A 17038-nucleotide genomic window follows, 5' to 3' on the forward strand; every position below is an offset into this window, starting at 1 on the left:
AGGTTATCAAAATATTTCACCTTCAACTTGTGTTGTTCGATCTTCCCAATCGCGTGCTATTTTTAATCCATCGTCATTAGAAATTGATAACTGTCCATTTTTCTCAATAACTTCAGACGTCTGGTCATCATAAAATTTTAATTCTAAAGTGTACGTGTAATTAACCGTGCCGTCATCGTTTTCTTTTTCTTTTCTGAGCTTTATATCTGTTAATGCAATACTTTTGTTCGTTTTCTTAGCTATATCAGGTGCCAGGCTGAATGAGCGATTAGCCATCTGCCTATCAAACTCGTCCTTAGAAAAGCAGCTTTTCACTTCTTCGCCTATTTCCGGTCCAGTAGGGGCTTTGTCGGGGTCTTTAATGGTATATTGTTTTGTTTTATACTCTTTGACAAGCTCCATTACCTCTTCTTCGTTCACTGCTTCCTTACTGCAAGCAACGGTACCTGTGAGTATGACCATTCCAAACAACAAAAAACAAAATAGCTTTTTCATAGGCCCTTCCCCCTTTTTCCTTTACATAGCTAATTTACGGTTATATTTATCAATAGGTTTCAAATTTTTAACAACTTTTACCGCGCCCAGCAATTTCGCCCTGTTAATATTTGTCTATGCTCGGTTCGCCTTTTTGTACACGGTTGATATTAATGACTTTTGGGGCAGAAGAATGGGAATTATCAATTTTAGAAATGACGCACCATCTGCCTGGTTCTTCAGAGGTTAATGGCACGTCTATCTCATCACCCGTATTTGTTTTAATCGTTACTTTACCGTCATACTTGGCAAAATTGTCGTCTTTCTTAAAACGTAAAAAGCGGAAAATGTTAGTTGCAATGATAACAGATTCTATATCTTCCAAGGTTTTAATCACTAGATTTTCTTCGTTATGGCCGGACTTATTGCCAACACCAGCATCTTTATCGAGAGCGATATAAGGAGACTCGTTTGCCTTCCCTTTGTTTCCGAAGAAGATATGACCTATTCTTCTATTTTTTGTTTTATAGAAAGCGTGCATATCAAGATCGACGCCTTTCGTCCATTGCAACTTAATGGCTATATGTTTAATTTTATCGGCTTTTTTTAAAGAAATGGAGTCACCCGGTTTTTCGAGGGTGATTTTCGACAGCTGAATTACCGATGGAGCTTGGTCAACATTTATGTTCTCATTCTCAATAGCAGGGGCCGCTTCTTTTTGAGCCTGTTTCATACTAGCAGTTGGCTCAGTTTCCTCTGCTACTTCTAAGCCGAAATGCTGGCACAGCTGGGCAAGTCCTCCAGCGAACCCGCCTGTGTTGGCAGAAATTTTCCATCCGCCATTCCGGCGGTAAGCCTCTGCGACGACGAGCGAGTTCTCTACTGTGAATGGACCAAGGTCATAATGAATTAGTTCTGTGCCATTTTTTTTATTTAAGATTTTCATAGAGGCATGGTTCATTTGTGCAAATGTCTGTCCCTTCTGCTCCCCTTCAAAAATAGTTAATGTAAGGACCAGCTTCTGCACAATAGGCTCTATTGTATCCAATTTAATGGAAAATGATTCGGTCTTTTCGGAAGACTGGCTGTTTACTGAATGACAGACAGATTGGTTAGCGGAACTGGCATTGCCATAAAAGATCATATAAGGATCCCCTGGGCATTTCCCCGATTCATCAATCATGAAAATAGAAGCATCAATATCAAGTGAAGGATCTGCTTCCCAGCTGACTTGAATAATGATTTCGTCTAAACCCGGTTCATTTTTAGTGATATCTGCACGCGCGCCTTTAACGAGGTTCATTGTTATCTCCTCCTTTTGCTTTCCATGAGCATATCAAATATAACCTTTCCAAGGTACTCTTAATATTGGAGTTTGTTACATGGAATGAAAACAAAGTAAACTATTAAATTTTCAGAAAAAATCCTGCATAATGAAAGAGTTATTTGAAAAATGCAGAGGAGGCGGATTGTGTGAAACATATGTATACAGGTAAAACAAAAGATGTCTATGAATTGGAAGATGGAAATTATTTGTTGAAATTTAAGGACGATGTAACAGGCGAAAACGGTGTGTTTGATCCTGGTGCCAACACAGTCGGTTTGACAATGGAAGGGGCAGGCCGAGCGGGGCTCCGGTTAACGAAACACTTTTTTGAGATTTTAAAAGAAAAAGGCATTCCTACTCATTATATTGAGGCTGATATTGATGAAGCGACGATGACGGTTCAGCCGGCTACTGTATTTGGCAAGGGACTGGAAGTGATTTGCCGTTACCGGGCGGTCGGAAGTTTCTTGCGCCGTTACGGCATGTATGCGGAAGAAGGGCAACGGCTTGACGGGTTTGTAGAGGTGACATTGAAGGACGATGAACGCCAAGATCCGCCAATTTCCGAAGATGCGCTTGCAATGCTTGGTATCCTTTCGCATGAAGAATACAAAGAGCTGAAAGAACTCACAAGAAAGATTGCCGGCACGGTAAAAGAAGAGCTCGCTAAAAAAGAGATAGATTTGTATGATATTAAGTTTGAATTCGGCCGTGCAAAGGACGGGCAAGTACTATTAATTGATGAAATTTCCGGTGGAAATATGCGGGCATACAAACAAGGAGAATATATAGAGCCGCTTCGGCTTGAGAAAATGATGCTGGAGATGTAATTGCTGGCCTTTAAACTGGTATTAAATCATGATTCGGTACCTGTTTTGCTGAGAGGCAGTGCATGGCAAAGTCAGCCTGGTAGAAAAATAGAAGCAAAGAGGGACGCTTTTCCAATTAAAACTAATTGAAAATTAGCGAAATTGCTTATCTTTTGTAGTATGATAGTACGTGTAGTAAAATGGAAAAAGAAAGCCATTTGAAGCAGGAGTCCTTGTCTCTTGCTGACTTTGAGGGAGTGATTGATTTGGCTATTGTCCTCCAGAAAGGGCAGAGAATTGATTTAACAAAAGGCAATCCGGGACTTGAAAAAATTATGGTTGGTCTTGGATGGGATCCGGTACAGAGGAAATCTGGCGGATTGCTTGGCATGTTTGGCGGAGGTGGAGGTGCGAATTTTGACATTGATGCTTCGGTCATTATGCTGCAAGACGACAAGTTTGTAAGCAATGAAAATCTCATTTATTTTGGTAACTTAAAAAGCAACTGCGGCAGCATTGTACATACAGGAGATAATTTAACAGGCGACGGCGACGGCGACGATGAGCAAATTCTCATTGATTTAAAGAGTGTGCCTTCTCATATTAACAAGCTTGTGTTTGTTGTTAACATTTATGACTGTGTTTCTCGAAAGCAGGATTTTGGCATGGTCCAAAATGCATTTATTCGTGTAGTCAACTCGGCAAATCGAGAGGAACTGCTTAAATTTAATTTATCCGAGGACTACTCCGGTTCTACAAGTTTAACAGTAGCAGAGATTTACCGTCATGGCGCTGACTGGAAGTTTGCAGCCGTTGGTACCGGCACACGTGATACAGGATTACGCGAAATGGTACGCCGTTACGCTTAATAAAAAATAGGAAAGAGGGTTTTTAATATGGCAATTTCATTGAGCAAAGGACAAAAGGTCGATTTAACAAAAGGCAATCCAGGATTGAAAAACATTACAGTTGGCCTTGGTTGGGATACGAACAAATATGATGGCGGTCATTCATTCGATTTGGATTCTTCTGTGTTCCTTTTAAATGGGGCAGGCAAGTGTGGAAGCGAACAGGACTTTATTTTTTACAATAATTTAGAAGGCGGCAATGGTTCAGTCGTCCATTCAGGAGATAACTTAACAGGTGAAGGCGATGGCGATGATGAACAAGTACAGATCAGCCTAGCTGATGTTCCTGCTGCTATTGAAAGAATTGCTTTTACTATTACTATTCACGAAGCAGAACAGCGCAACCAAAATTTTGGACAGGTGTCCAACAGCTATGTTCGTATTGTTAACAGTGAAAACAATGAAGAATTAATCCGTTATGACTTAGGCGAAGACTTCTCAATTGAGACAGCAGTAGTGGTAGGAGAGCTATACAGACATAATGGCGAGTGGAAGTTCAATGCTATCGGCAGCGGCTACCAAGGTGGACTGGCTTCACTCGTTAAAGATTATGGATTGCAAGCCTGATAAAATGTAACATCACTTTATCAATAAATGGGGAGGGATTTGAAGATGGGTATTACATTATCAAAAGGACAAAAGATTGATTTAACCAAAACAAACCCTGGCCTTGTAAAAGCAGTGATTGGTCTCGGATGGGATACAAATAAATATTCCGGCGGGCAAGAGTTTGACCTGGACGCATCCGCGTTTCTTGTTAATGCTAGCCATCGTTGCCAAAATGATCACGACTTTATTTTTTACAACAACCTCCAACATCCAAGCGGTGCGGTGATTCATACAGGCGATAACCGGACAGGTGAGGGGGAAGGAGATGACGAACAGCTGGTTGTGGACTTCTCAAAGATTCCAGATTATGTGGAGAGAATCGGCATCACGGTAACGATTCATGATGCAGACTTACGCAACCAAAACTTTGGACAAGTATCCAATGCATTTGTTCGTCTTGCTGATGAAGCAACTGGCCAAGAGCTTCTGCGCTTTGATCTGGGAGAGGATTTCTCGATTGAAACAGCGGTCGTTTTTTGTGAATTGTATAAACACGGAAATGACTGGAAATTCAGCGCGGTAGGCAGCGGCTTCTCTGGAGGATTAGCTGCACTTTGCCGAAACTACGGGTTAGAAGTTTAATTTTTAAAGCCAATAAAGGGCAGGAAAGCCTTTTATTGGTTTTTTTCAACAGGAGGAACGAATGGACATTATTCATGGTATTTTTAACACGTATGCTGCCTTCTTCGATTGGCATATGTGGGCGGAGGTATTAACTGACCCGGTTAGCTGGGGATTGATCGGCACACTTGTCATTTTAGAAGGACTACTTTCAGCGGATAACGCTCTTGTATTGGCCGTTATGGTAAAGCATCTGCCGCCTGACAAGCGAAAAAAAGCACTATTTTACGGTTTAATAGGGGCGTATGCTTTCCGCTTCATTGCCATCGGTATTGGTGTATACCTGATTAAATTGTGGTGGGTAAAAATTTTAGGAGCCGCTTATCTTGCCTGGTTGTCGATTAAATACTTTATCGATAAATCGAAAGGGGCAAGCGAAGAAGAAGATGCAGAAGGCGGATTGAAGACAGAAGGAATATTAATCCGGATGTTCGGCGCATTCTGGGGAACGGTCGTAGCGGTTGAAATCATGGATATTGCCTTTTCTGTGGACAGCGTGCTGGCGGCTTTCGGTGTCAGTGAGGAAATCTGGGTGCTCTTAATTGGAGGAATGCTTGGTGTTCTAATGATGCGCGGTATTGCGGGCGTATTTTTGAAACTCATTGAGAGGGTACCGGAACTGGAGACAACAGCGTATATTTTGATTGCTATCATCGCTCTGAAAATGGGAGCAGGTGTGGCAGGATATGAAGTTTCGCATTATGCATTCTTTATTATTTTAATTATTACTTTCCTTGCGACTTTTGTGGTGCACCGCATCAATCAGCGCAAGCTGGCTGAACAGGAAGCAGCTGCAGGCAAGAAGAAGGAATAAGATAGAAAGGGGCATGTATCCTTCCCCTGATATATTTAAATAGACGTTTATTTACATTTTTAAAGAAGGAGACCACCTCCTTCTTTATTTATAAGAAGGTGTAAAGTTTGAAATACTTTAATCATTTGCCGGAACTGCAATTGGAAGGTTTTTTTCATCAAAAACCGAAAGTGATTAGTAAATACACAAATAGGAGAAAACTAGCCTGCAGTCTTGGCCCTTTACTCTACATGCCGGCAACGAGACCGGATATTGCCCAATTGATTATTTCCAATAAGTACAAAGAGCTTGTTGCTCTTGTCATCTGCCTGGAAGACGCAGTCGGGGATCTAGAGGTAGAGCAGGCAGAAGAACAGTTGATTTCTCATATGGAGGAAATAAATAGAGCAGTAGCAGCTGGACAGCTTACGGATGAAACAACTCCGCTCATTTTTACCCGGATTAGAAGTGCCCGGCAAATGCGCAGGTTGGCTGAACGACTTGGTCCCTCTTTAGAGCAGCTGGCGGGCTTTGTGTTCCCGAAATTTTCCTCAGAAAACGGCGAAAGCTTTCTCTCTGAATTACAGCGCATCAATGTTCAATCAGGAACCGTTGTGTATGGGATGCCGATATTGGAATCACCTGCAGTGCTTTATAAAGAAAAACGGATTGAGGAATTGTTGCGCATAAAAGAGCTGGTTGATTGTTATAAGGAACGAATTCTGAACATCCGTATTGGAGCCACCGATTTATGCGGGTTGTACGGATTAAGAAGAAACAGCCAAACGACGGTGTATGAAATTTCGCTTGTTAATGAACTGATTACCGACATTGTTAATTTGTTCAGTAGAGAACCGGACGGCTATGTTGTATCAGGGCCGGTCTGGGAGTATTTCTCCAACCATGAGCGGATTTTAAAGCCGCAGCTGCGCCAAACGCCTTTTGAAAAGCAATTTGGCTCGGAAGGACTGCGCTTAAGAAAAGAATTGATCAGCAAGAATTTTGATGGCTTAATTCAGGAAACGCTGCTTGACAAAGCCAATGGGCTCGTCGGAAAAACTATTATTCATCCGTCCCATCTTCTTCCTGTGCAGGCTATGCATGTCGTTTCCAAGGAAGAATATGTAGATGCTTTGAGTATCGTCCAGCAGGCAAATGGTCAGAAAGGTGTTTTCAAAAGTGAGTTTCAAAATAAAATGAATGAAATTAAGCCCCATTTAAAATGGGCTGAAAAAATATTAATGAAATCAGATATTTACGGGGTGTTCCATGAACATAGCACATTCATCGATTTATTATCCGAACCAGTATACACATAAAATCGGCGAGTCATTAGAAGTGAACGTACAAATAGATGCAAATCCATACAGACTTCCAGCAGACGCGTTATATGAAATGGCTGCACGAATCAACAAGAAGCGGTCTTTTCTGTTTGTTAGTAAAGTGCTCGGAAAGCATATTCCGCTTCATCCGTACATTCCATCCATTGCGTCAGCTTTACTTGCCACTCTTTACTATGAAAGTGAAACCGGCTGTCAATCAAGCGTTAAAGAAACGTTCATAGAGGCATTAAAGGGCAGGTCGGCGGAGCAGCTTGAAGCAGCCTACTCCCTTGTGAAAAATGTAAGCTATTCTCCGGAAGCGCCCCTTTTATTCATCGGCTTTGCGGAAACAGCAACAGCACTTGGCCACGGGGTGTTTGACTGTTTCAGCCAATCAACTTATATCCATTCCACCCGGGAAGTGCTGTGTAATAAAGAAGTTACTCTTTATTTTGAAGAAGAACATTCACATGCTACAGATCAGCGCTGCTATGCACCAGAAGAGAGCCTGAACAATGAAAGGACCATTTGTCTTGTAGATGATGAAATTACGACTGGCAAAACAGCCTTGAACATCATAGCGTCAATTCAAAAAAAATACCCGCGGAAACAGTATGCTGTCTTATCCCTTTTAGATTGGCGTACAAAAGAAGACCAGAAGCGCTTCAGGGACTTTGAGAAAGAGTGGGGAATTGAGATTAAAACCTATTCTTTACTGTCGGGTTCCATCCAGGTACAGGGCGCGCCCAGCAGGGAAGAGACATCGGACAGCCATGCTCAGCCAATCTGTAAAGAGCTGAAGTATAACCACATCCGTCTTCATAATTTTTTTCCTCCTGTGCCGCATATGGCTTATTCATCCGTTGACTCACTCAGCCAAAACAATGAGGCGCCATATTTAGCAATGACGGGGCGCTTCGGCCTTTCCTCTGAAAAGAAAGAAGTGATAGAAAACTATTGCTGTGATATCGGCCATTATTTACAGACACAGCGAAGAGGAGAGAAAACACTTTGTCTCGGCACGGGAGAGTTTATGTACCTCCCTATGAAGGTCGCTGCTTATATGGGGGAAGGAATTCTTTATCACTCAACGACGAGAAGCCCCATCTTTCCTCTTAACCAAGCCGGATATCCAGTGAAAAACCGGGTTGCATTTGAAAGTCCCGACGATCCCGCTATTATCAATTATGCTTATAACATTTTGGATGGGGATTATGAGGAAGTATTCATCTTTTTTGAAAGGCCGGTCGGGGAAGAAAGACGCCTTTCGCTTTTGCGCCAGTTCAGCAGCCTGCCGCACATTCACATCGTTGACTTTATTTGAGAGGAGCGTTTAGATGATAGAGAATGCCAGACAAACGGTTACCGGCAGCTATTCTGTGGAAGATGTGATTTTTTTGTTAAAAGACTTGTCTGAAGCAGCTTTAGAAAAGGATACCAAGGAAAGGGAATGGGCCATTCAGCAAGGGGTGCATTATTCTGAAATGCTGCCAGTAGAGTATCAGCCGTCAGAAGAATATTTACAGCTATTTCATGAATCCCTTGAGATTTATAAGCAAAAGGTAGCGACTGCTGCTGGCGTAGTTTCTGAGTTAATTATCGATGAAAAAGGCCGGGATATAGTGTTTGTTTCTCTCGCTAGAGCAGGTACGCCTATCGGCATTTTAATGAAACGATATGTAAAAGAAGCTTATGGGTGGACAGTGCCTCATTATAGTGTGTCTATTATTCGTGGGCGGGGAATTGATGAGAATGCTCTTTTATACTTACTGGAGCAGCACCCGGGCAAGCGCCTTGTATTTGTCGATGGCTGGACAGGAAAAGGAGCCATCTCCAAGGAGTTAACGCGTTCCGCACGCTTATTTAAAGAAAAGTATGGCGTTACACTGGATGATGAGCTCGCTGTGCTGGCTGATCCCGGCCATTGCTCTTCTTTGTTCGGTACGAGAGAGGATTTTCTTATTCCAAGCGCCTGTCTTAATTCTACTGTATCAGGGCTTGTCAGCCGGACGGTCTTAAATGATCATTGGATAAAGGCCGGTGACTTCCACGGGGCGAAAGTATATAGGGAGTTAGCAGATAAAGACTTGTCTAATTACTATATTGACATCATTGCGGGGGAGTTTGCGGCTGTTTTGCCTCTTGTTAAACAAGCAAAAGCAGACTTGCAAAAAGCAAATCGGACACCTACATGGGAAGGTCTCTGCTCCATTGAAGCGATTCAAAAAGAATTTGGCATCAAAGATATTAATCTGATTAAGCCAGGTGCAGGAGAAACGACCAGAGTTCTCCTCCGTCGTGTCCCTTGGAAAATACTGGTGAAAGACAAAGAGGATATTCGGCTAAAACATATTTTTCAATTAGCAAAAGAAAGAAATGTCCCTGTGGAGGAATATAAACAAATGTCTTATACATGCTGTGGATTAATTAAGCCAATGGAGGAGAACAAGTGATTTTTGCGAGTGATTTAGATCGGACCCTGATTTACTCAAACAGGTTTTTTGACGCAACTAAGCCAGACATGCCTATCCGCAATGTTGAAATATATAAGGGCAAAGAAATTTCATTTATGACTGAAAAGGCGATCGACCTTTTGCGGGAGCTGTCAGAACAGATGATGTTTCTTCCGGTGACAACGCGAACCGTGGACCAATACAAGCGGATTTCGCTATTTCAGGAAGAAATCCGACCGAAATATGCAGTGACATGCAATGGCGGCGTGATTCTTGAAAATGGGCAAGTGGACCGTGATTGGCAGGGCTATATGGAAGCGAAAATTAATCAAAACTCTACGCCTTTAGAGGAAGTAAAAAAGAAAATTAGCCAAACGGCAGATTCCGTCTGGCTGGAATCTATCCGGGTAGTAGATCACTTTTTCATTTATTTAATTATTAAACCGGAGCTTGCTCCAGCAGAAGTGATGAATGAGTATGCGGAGTGGGCAGCTGAATGTGGCTGGATCTTTTCTCTTCAAGGAAGAAAAGTATATTTTGTCCCTAGCTTTGTCAACAAATGGGATGCTGTTCAATACCTTTCTGAGAAAGAGGGAAAGAAACAAGTCTTTACGGCGGGAGATTCTTATCTGGATCTATGTTTAATTGAGAAATCCGGCTGCGGGTTGATTCCGCGCCATGGTGAGGCAGCAGCCAAGCACGGGCATTTAGGACTGACGAAGGCATCCGGCATTTTGGCGGCAGAAGAAATATTAGAGGCGGCGCTGGCAAAGAGGCTGGAAGCCGTTTCTAAATCCTATTAAGTATCGCTTGCATTCCTTTATTTTATTCACTGAAAGGAGGGATGGAGATGAAAAGAAAACCTATTACAATGCAGGTCGATTACACAAACTGGGCAAACGAATTAGCTAAACCGATTACTGATCGGTCTGACTACTATCAAACAGAAGAGGATGTGCAATATAGTCGGGTAGCAGCACGGATACTAGGTGCCGCCTTTGATGAAACCGAATATTTGCTTTCACTTTATTTACTTAGCCAGCAGCCTCACGTATGCGTTCTATCGGAAACACTCGATAAGACGATGCCCAATGACCGCTTTCAATCGATCCAAAAGATTTATCATGTGATTCAACATGAACCCGGCCTTTCTGTTAACCGGTTTGTCGCTTTCCTTGAAGGCGCTGAATTGCTGCCAAAGTATAAGAAAGACCCGGATTTTAACCGGCTTGTTCGTTCAGCACTGATCGATGTTTTCTCTCTCTTTCAAGCGAATCATGCTGGATCCTTTAGCCATCCAGAATTTAGACGAGTGTTTCTAGATATAGTGAAATGGATTTGGAATCATTTAGATCCATGGGTGAAAGAGACACCGATTGAACAAGACGTGCCACATGTGATTTGGTATGGTGACATGAGTAAGAGCCAAGTATATTTCTTATACTATTTAATTCTTTTGGGCATGGATGTTGTTATTCTACATCCTGAAGGAAAAGACGACTTTCGGGAAGTCGATCCAGAGAACAAGTGGACGGTACGGGCAGACTATCCTTCTACAATGAAAATGCAGCCTTTTCCTGAGGAAGAGCCGAAGCGCCAGGGAACGGTCGCTTATCGTGCTTCAAAGGAAATTGAACAAGTACTGAACCATGAGGGATCAGCTTTCTATAAACCGTGGCAATTTCGCAACCACCTTCCGGTATCTGTTATCTTGAAGACCACATACGATGAGGTTTTCTTGCTGGCAAAAGAAAAAGCATTTATCCGACCAGGCTTCTCGGCTGATGCAGAAGAAGTGAAAATCCCTAACTTATTTGCCAAAATTTCCGGCGTATCTAAGAACAGAAAAGAATATTGGGAAAATATGAGCAGGCTGACAAGCTGTTCAAATGCTTTAACCATTAGGAACTTTCCTTATAAGCAGGAAGGAAAAGCGAATAATCAGTTTCACTATCGCCATGCATTGAATAAAGAGGGCCTGCTCGATCCTAAAAAAATGATCGAAAGCAATTGGTGGCAATACGGTCAGCTACATGATGGCTTGCAAATGGGAATCGCTGCTGCTATTTCTCGGATGTGTGCCCATCCAAAACTTAAGCCGTTTTCAGGAGAGGCGGAAGAGGATGTTCAGCTTTATTTGTTTACACAATCAATCACTATTCCGCAAGAGATCCTAAATTTGCTGCAAACATTTGACTATTCGCAGGACATACCAAAAATCATTTTGTACAACAACGAAAAAAATGGTGATCTATCGCGGGCAGATGCAGCTTTACTCTTGATGCTCAGTGAGTTCGGGCTGGACATTATTTTGTATAATCCACCCGGTCACAATGATTTGGAAAGGTTTATTGATAAACAGTATTTTGATCATCATTTGCTTGAAGACATGGTATTTGACTTGCCATTTAATAACGGGAAAAAAGATCATTCCATTTTTAGCCGGATTTTAAAACAAATTTTTTAGTGGAAGGGGAGGAAAACCATGCCTGAAATCACAAAAAATGAAATTGAATTATTGGCAGAAAATGAAAATAAAGCCGAGGAGATGCGTCTGCAGCTTCGCAATGAACCGGGAGTGCAAAATCTTGTCCGGACGATTGATCCAAGAAACCAAACGGCTCTATTGGAATTTGGAAAAGAACCAGCTGAGGAAATTTCAGCTTTTTCAGACCGGATTTTGGCTTCCATGCGTTCCTCCAGTGTGACCGATTCTGGTGCATTATTGAAACAGCTCGGAAAAACGATGGACAAGTTTGATAAAAACGATTTTGAAGAGCCAAAAGGTTTTTTAGGCAAGCTGTTTAACCGCGGAGAAAAAATGATTGAAAAAATCTTCGGTAAATATCAGACACTCGGCAAAGAAATTGAAAAAATTCACATTGAGATTTCTAAATACAAAGATGAAATGATCCGCTCTACTAACAACATGGATCAAATGTATGAACAGAACTATCAATATTACATGGCATTGGAAAAGTATGTAGTTGCGGGACAAATGAAGATTGAGGAACTGAAAAAGATGGTTCCTGGGCTTGAACAGCGAGTATCCAGCGGCGACCAGCTGGCACAGATGGAGCTCAGCACGTTAAATAATGCTATTCAGGCGCTTGAAGAGCGTGTCTATGATTTAGAGATGGCAAGAATGGTTGCCTTACAAACAGCTCCACAAATCCGCCTTTTGCAACGAGGAAACACCAAGCTGATCGGTAAGATTAACTCGGCATTCATCACCACCATCCCGATCTTTAAAAATGGCATTATCCAAGCAGTGGCTGCCAAGCGACAGAAGCTGGTTGCCGATTCAATGAGTGAGCTGGACAAACGGACGAATGAAATGCTGCTGCGCAATTCCCAAAACATTGCTAACCAAAGTGCAGACATTGCCCGGCTTGCCGGCGGCCCAAGCATCAAAATTGAAACGATTGAGGAAAGCTGGAATACGATTGTCAAAGGGCTGGATGAAACAATAGCCATTGAAGAAGAAAATAAACGAGCCAGAGAAGACGGCATGAAGCGAATTGCCCAACTGCAGGAAAGCATGAAAAATTACGGGAGATAGAGGTGAACGTAGATGATTGAATTAAAGAAAAAAGGGCAGTCCATTAATCTGTCTAAAAAAGGCAGTGACATTGGGGAAGTCTTAGTTAATTTAAATTGGAATCAAAGCTCAAAAGCAGCTAAAGGCGGTGGGTTTTTATCATCCCTGTTTGGCGGAGGTACAAAAAACTTTGATTTAGACCTTGGCTGTTTGTTTGAATTAAATTCAGGGGAGAAAGGGTGCGTCCAGGCACTGGGAAATGCCTTTGGCTCATTAAATAATCGGCCTTATATCCAGCTTGATCACGATGATAGGACAGGGGCTTCTGCCGGAGGAGAAAACCTACGAATCAATGGTTCCCGCCTCGCTGACATTAAGCGAGTACTCGTATATGCCTTCATTTATGAAGGGGCAGCTAACTGGTCAGAGGCAGATGGAGTCGTTAGGTTAACCTACTCTCATGGAGAGGAAATTGTTGTAAAGCTTGATGAGCATCGCAACGGTCAGATTATGTGTGCGATCGCCATGATTGAAAATGTCCAAAATGAAACGTTTAGCGTTAAAAGGCTAGTTGAATATTTCCCGGGACACAAGCAAATGGATCGGGCTTATAATTGGGGAATGAACTGGGTAGCCGGTTCAAAATAAGAAAAGAAGGGTCAGAATTGACCCTTCTTTTCTTATTTTTTAGAGATAGCGATTTGTTATTCAGTTATCCTTGTTAAAGGACCGTATTAATTTTTTGCAGGTTGATTAGAGTGAAAAGCGAAGCGGCTAGAGGGCAAACCAACATTCACTATGAGCAGGGTCATGCGTTTAAGAGGAAGTATCCGGTTCAGTATGAACGATCGCATATTGAACATTGTATTTTTCTAGCAGAATTTCTTCGATTTGTTCAGTAATTAAATGGCTGTCAACTACATTGAGTTGTGGGTTGACTGTAACGGTTACATCGACAAGAGTAGAATTGCCATGCATCCTGGCCTTTACGCTGCGTACCTGCTGTACACCAGAAACGAGGGCAATCGTGTCCCGTATCTCCTCCACAAGTGCTTGGTCGAAGCCATCGGTTAACGCATGTGTCGATTGTTTAAAAATCTCCCATGCTGTTTTTATAATTAAAAGCCCGACAATAAAAGCTGTAAATGTATCAAGCCAGTTTAATCCAAATTTGGTTCCAGCGATACCGACGAAGGCGCCTATACTTACTAGTGCATCCGAGCGATTGTCTTGAGCGGCCGCCATAATAGATTGGCTGCTAATTTTTTTTGCCAAACGAAGATTGTAACGATAAACGGCATACATGATGCCTGCGCTAAACAGGGCAGTCCATGCAGTCAACATGTCAGGTGATTTCTCCTCGACCAGAAAGAAAGAGCGACCAGCTTCAAGCAGAACCTGAAAACCAACACTGATCATAATAAAAGCAGCAATGAGCGAAGCGATGGTTTCAGCGCGAAAATGCCCATACTGATGATCGGCATCAGGCGGCTTACGGGCAATTTTCAAACCGATTAAAATAGCAATAGAAGCGATGACATCCGTAGTATTATTTAAACCATCCGCTTGCAAAGCTTTTGAATGGCCGATATATCCAACAGAAAGTTTTAGGATAGAAAGGAAAATGTAAGCAATAATACTGAGCCAGGCACCTTTCTCTCCTTGTTTTAAATCCTTGTAAGTATCCATTTTAAGCCTCCGCAAACTTACTTGTCTCTTGTAATATAAGCATAACAGGTAGAATTTGAGTGAGTCTAGAGCAACAGGATTGCAGCAGGTGAACTTTCGTGCCTCGGCTAAATAGTATTGAAAGTAGTGAAAAAGAATATAGGCTAAATAGTTATATTTTAAATTGAAGCAGGAGAAAAATTATGATACAATTTGTGTAAACGGTTACACATAGAAAGGACGAAAAAAATGGCTACGATAAGAGATGTTGCCTCGGAAGCAGGGGTTTCAGTAGCAACCGTGTCCCGTGTGCTAAACGGCAAAGGGTATGTGCATGAGGATACCTTAAAAAAAGTTCAGCAAGCGATAAAAAAGTTAAATTACAGCCCGAATGAAGTAGCCAGGTCACTTTTCAAGAGAAAATCAAAGCTTGTCGGCCTCCTTCTCCCTGATATTACGAATCCTTTTTTCCCAGAACTGGCAAGAGGAGTGGAGGATGAGCTGCAAAAGCAGGGATTTCGCCTCTTATTTGGCAACAGTGATGAAAATCCGGAAAAAGAGCAGGCCTATATAGATACATTTTTGCAAAATCAGGTAGTTGGCATGATTTCCGCCACGCAGACATCCGGTTTGCACAAGGATGAGCCGCACGTCATTCCAACTGTATTGCTTGACCGGACACACGGGGGAAATTATACGGTATATGCAGATGGCAGGGAAGGTGGCAGAATTGCTGCTCGTGAGTTGATCAGCCGTGGCAGCCATAACATTACCCTATTAAAAGGACCAGGGAACATTTCCCCGGTGCAGGACCGTTTCCTTGGCGCTGTTGAGGTGCTGGCAGGTGCAAATGTAGATTTTCATGTGATACAGATGGCCTCCTTAACATATGAAGAAGCAGAGCAGAGAGCAAAGGAGCTTTTTAGCCATTATCCTGGAACGGATGGAATTCTTGCAAGCAATGATATGACGGCTGCGGCCGTGCTTCATGAAGCTTTACGAATTGGCAAGTCGATTCCGGATGAGGTCCAAATTATTGGTTTTGATGATATTCCAATGAGCAGACTGCTTTTCCCCGCCTTATCAACAATACGACAACCGGTATATGAAATGGGAAAACAAGCAGCCCAACTTTTGTTAAAGTTAATCAAAAAAGAGCAGGTGACCGAGCAGAACATTCAACTGCCAGTTACATTTGTAGAAAGAAATACAACGAGGAAGGTGAAGAGGGATGGTTAAAGTTGCAGTAATTGGCAGTTCATCCATGGATTTAGTCGTTACATCGGCCAAACGGCCAGAAGCAGGAGAAACGGTACTTGGAGAGTCATTTAAGACCGTTCCTGGTGGCAAAGGGGCAAATCAGGCGGTAGCTGCCGCCCGGCTTGGCGCAGAAGTATATATGGTCGGCTGTGTCGGAAATGATCATTATGGAAAGGAAATACTTAAAAACTTTGCTGATAATCAGGTGCGAATCAACTATGTGGAACCGGTTACCGAAATGGAAAGCGGAACAGCCCACATTATTTTAGCAGAAGGAGACAACAGCATTGTTGTCGTAAAAGGAGCGAACGATGCTGTGACACCCGCCTATGTAAAACATGCCAAGCGGGCTATTGAGCAGGCAGATATTGTTTTAATCCAGCAGGAGATTCCCGAAGAAACGGTAGAATATGTAGCGGATTTATGTCATGAGCTTGGTGTGCCGCTGCTGTTGAACCCAGCCCCAGCCCGTCCGATCAGTGAAAATGTAATCGAGAAAGCGGCCTACATTACCCCGAATGAACATGAAGCAGCATTATTATTTGCGGGGATCAGTGCGGGAGAAGCATTAACAAAATATCCCGAAAAATTATTTATTACGGAGGGGAAGCGGGGCGTCCGTTATTTTAATGGCAAAAGTGAAGTGCTCATTCCTTCTTATGCTGTAGAAGTAGTTGATACGACAGGTGCAGGGGATACTTTCAATGCCGCGCTAGCCGTAGCTTTAGCAGAAGGAAAAACAATCGAAGAAAGCCTTCGTTTTGCTAATCGGGCGGCTTCATTATCCGTCATGAAGTTTGGCGCGCAAGGCGGCATGCCATTGAGAAAAGAAGTGGAGGATAAAATGGAATGAAAAAGCAAGGCATCTTAAACAGCCATATTGCTAAAGTGCTTGCTGATTTGGGCCATACCGATTTTATTGTAATAGCTGACGCTGGTCTTCCTGTTCCAGATAATATTCCGAAAATCGATTTGGCTTTAACCGTTGGTGTGCCGAGCTTTGAGCAGACGCTGGCAGCTGTTGCCGCAGATATGGTAGTGGAGAAAGTAACAATGGCTGAAGAAGTAAAGACAGCAAACGGACCAATTTTTGATTATATGAAGGAAACCTTTTCAGATACAGCTATGGAATGGGTTACACATGAGGCGTTCAAGACATTAACAAAGCAGGCAAAAGCAGTCATTCGAACAGGAGAAGCTTCCCCATACGCGAACTGCATTTTACATGCCGGAGTATTCTTCTAGAAAGAGGT

At 42.6% G+C, this 17038-nt stretch carries 18 protein-coding genes; 15 read left to right on the top strand and 3 right to left on the bottom strand.

The features are described from left to right. Window positions 1-6: 6 nt before the first annotated feature. Window positions 7-495, bottom strand: coding sequence for a hypothetical protein (locus MKZ02_RS03455; RefSeq protein WP_340851877.1), 489 nt, complete (start codon window positions 493-495; stop codon window positions 7-9). 103 nt (window positions 496-598) lie between these two features. Continuing rightward, the gene (locus MKZ02_RS03460; protein ID WP_340851878.1) at window positions 599-1777 is read right to left on the bottom strand and encodes a TerD family protein; all 1179 of its coding nucleotides are present in this window, start codon (window positions 1775-1777) and stop codon (window positions 599-601) included. Between the two features lie 170 nt (window positions 1778-1947). Between MKZ02_RS03460 and MKZ02_RS03465 the strand changes: the two genes are divergently transcribed. From MKZ02_RS03465 to MKZ02_RS03520, 12 genes are all read left to right on the top strand, one after another. Then, a complete protein-coding gene (locus MKZ02_RS03465) occupies window positions 1948-2631 on the top strand; it encodes a phosphoribosylaminoimidazolesuccinocarboxamide synthase (protein ID WP_340851879.1) in 684 nt (227 codons plus the stop codon). A 245-nt stretch (window positions 2632-2876) separates the two neighbouring features. Further along, a complete protein-coding gene (locus tag MKZ02_RS03470; protein ID WP_120038019.1) occupies window positions 2877-3479 on the top strand; it encodes a TerD family protein in 603 nt (200 codons plus the stop codon). Window positions 3480-3506: 27 nt separating this feature from the next. Next, window positions 3507-4085 (top strand): TerD family protein, encoded by a 579-nt coding sequence (locus MKZ02_RS03475; RefSeq protein ID WP_120035490.1) that lies wholly within the window; start codon window positions 3507-3509, stop codon window positions 4083-4085. Between the two features lie 45 nt (window positions 4086-4130). Continuing rightward, window positions 4131-4709, top strand: a complete 579-nt coding sequence (locus MKZ02_RS03480; protein ID WP_120035488.1) for a TerD family protein — start codon at window positions 4131-4133, stop codon at window positions 4707-4709. Window positions 4710-4770: 61 nt separating this feature from the next. Further along, on the top strand, window positions 4771-5562 hold the full coding sequence (locus MKZ02_RS03485) for a TerC family protein (protein WP_120035486.1): 792 nt from the start codon (window positions 4771-4773) through the stop codon (window positions 5560-5562). 107 nt (window positions 5563-5669) lie between these two features. After that, window positions 5670-6860 carry an HpcH/HpaI aldolase/citrate lyase family protein gene (locus tag MKZ02_RS03490; RefSeq protein ID WP_120035484.1) on the top strand — a complete coding sequence of 397 codons (1191 nt, stop codon included), beginning with the start codon at window positions 5670-5672 and terminating at the stop codon, window positions 6858-6860. Continuing rightward, window positions 6811-8187, top strand: a complete 1377-nt coding sequence (locus MKZ02_RS03495; protein ID WP_120035482.1) for a phosphoribosyltransferase family protein — start codon at window positions 6811-6813, stop codon at window positions 8185-8187. The genes MKZ02_RS03490 and MKZ02_RS03495 overlap by 50 nt, the downstream gene beginning before the upstream one ends. Before the next feature lie 13 nt (window positions 8188-8200). Continuing rightward, window positions 8201-9316 (top strand): cysteine protease StiP family protein, encoded by a 1116-nt coding sequence (locus MKZ02_RS03500; RefSeq protein WP_340851884.1) that lies wholly within the window; start codon window positions 8201-8203, stop codon window positions 9314-9316. Then, the gene (locus MKZ02_RS03505; RefSeq protein WP_340851885.1) at window positions 9313-10119 is read left to right on the top strand and encodes an HAD family hydrolase; all 807 of its coding nucleotides are present in this window, start codon (window positions 9313-9315) and stop codon (window positions 10117-10119) included. Before MKZ02_RS03500 ends, MKZ02_RS03505 begins: the two co-directional genes overlap by 4 nt. 47 nt (window positions 10120-10166) lie before the next feature. Further along, window positions 10167-11783, top strand: a complete 1617-nt coding sequence (locus MKZ02_RS03510; protein ID WP_340851886.1) for a YceG family protein — start codon at window positions 10167-10169, stop codon at window positions 11781-11783. 18 nt (window positions 11784-11801) lie between these two features. Next, on the top strand, window positions 11802-12878 hold the full coding sequence (locus MKZ02_RS03515; protein ID WP_340851887.1) for a toxic anion resistance protein: 1077 nt from the start codon (window positions 11802-11804) through the stop codon (window positions 12876-12878). Between the two features lie 12 nt (window positions 12879-12890). Beyond that, window positions 12891-13505, top strand: a complete 615-nt coding sequence (locus tag MKZ02_RS03520) for a TerD family protein (protein ID WP_120035472.1) — start codon at window positions 12891-12893, stop codon at window positions 13503-13505. 168 nt (window positions 13506-13673) lie between these two features. On the opposite strand, the gene MKZ02_RS03525 is transcribed toward MKZ02_RS03520, so the two are convergent. Next, window positions 13674-14546, bottom strand: a complete 873-nt coding sequence (locus MKZ02_RS03525; protein WP_120035470.1) for a cation diffusion facilitator family transporter — start codon at window positions 14544-14546, stop codon at window positions 13674-13676. 210 nt (window positions 14547-14756) lie between these two features. Here MKZ02_RS03525 and MKZ02_RS03530 point away from each other — a divergent pair, with 210 nt between their 5' ends. Genes MKZ02_RS03530 through rbsD form a run of 3 tightly spaced genes read left to right on the top strand, consistent with a single transcriptional unit; the run spans window position 14757 to window position 17030 of the window. Then, window positions 14757-15764, top strand: a complete 1008-nt coding sequence (locus tag MKZ02_RS03530) for a LacI family DNA-binding transcriptional regulator (RefSeq protein WP_340856312.1) — start codon at window positions 14757-14759, stop codon at window positions 15762-15764. Beyond that, window positions 15757-16638, top strand: a complete 882-nt coding sequence (gene rbsK / locus MKZ02_RS03535) for a ribokinase (protein WP_340851888.1) — start codon at window positions 15757-15759, stop codon at window positions 16636-16638. Before MKZ02_RS03530 ends, rbsK begins: the two co-directional genes overlap by 8 nt. Beyond that, on the top strand, window positions 16635-17030 hold the full coding sequence (gene rbsD, locus MKZ02_RS03540) for a D-ribose pyranase (RefSeq protein WP_120035464.1): 396 nt from the start codon (window positions 16635-16637) through the stop codon (window positions 17028-17030). The genes rbsK and rbsD overlap by 4 nt, the downstream gene beginning before the upstream one ends. The last annotated feature ends 8 nt before the right edge of the window (window positions 17031-17038 follow it).

It is taken from the genome of Pseudobacillus sp. FSL P4-0506 (genome assembly GCF_038003025.1).
Classification (GTDB): domain Bacteria; phylum Bacillota; class Bacilli; order Bacillales; family Domibacillaceae; genus Pseudobacillus.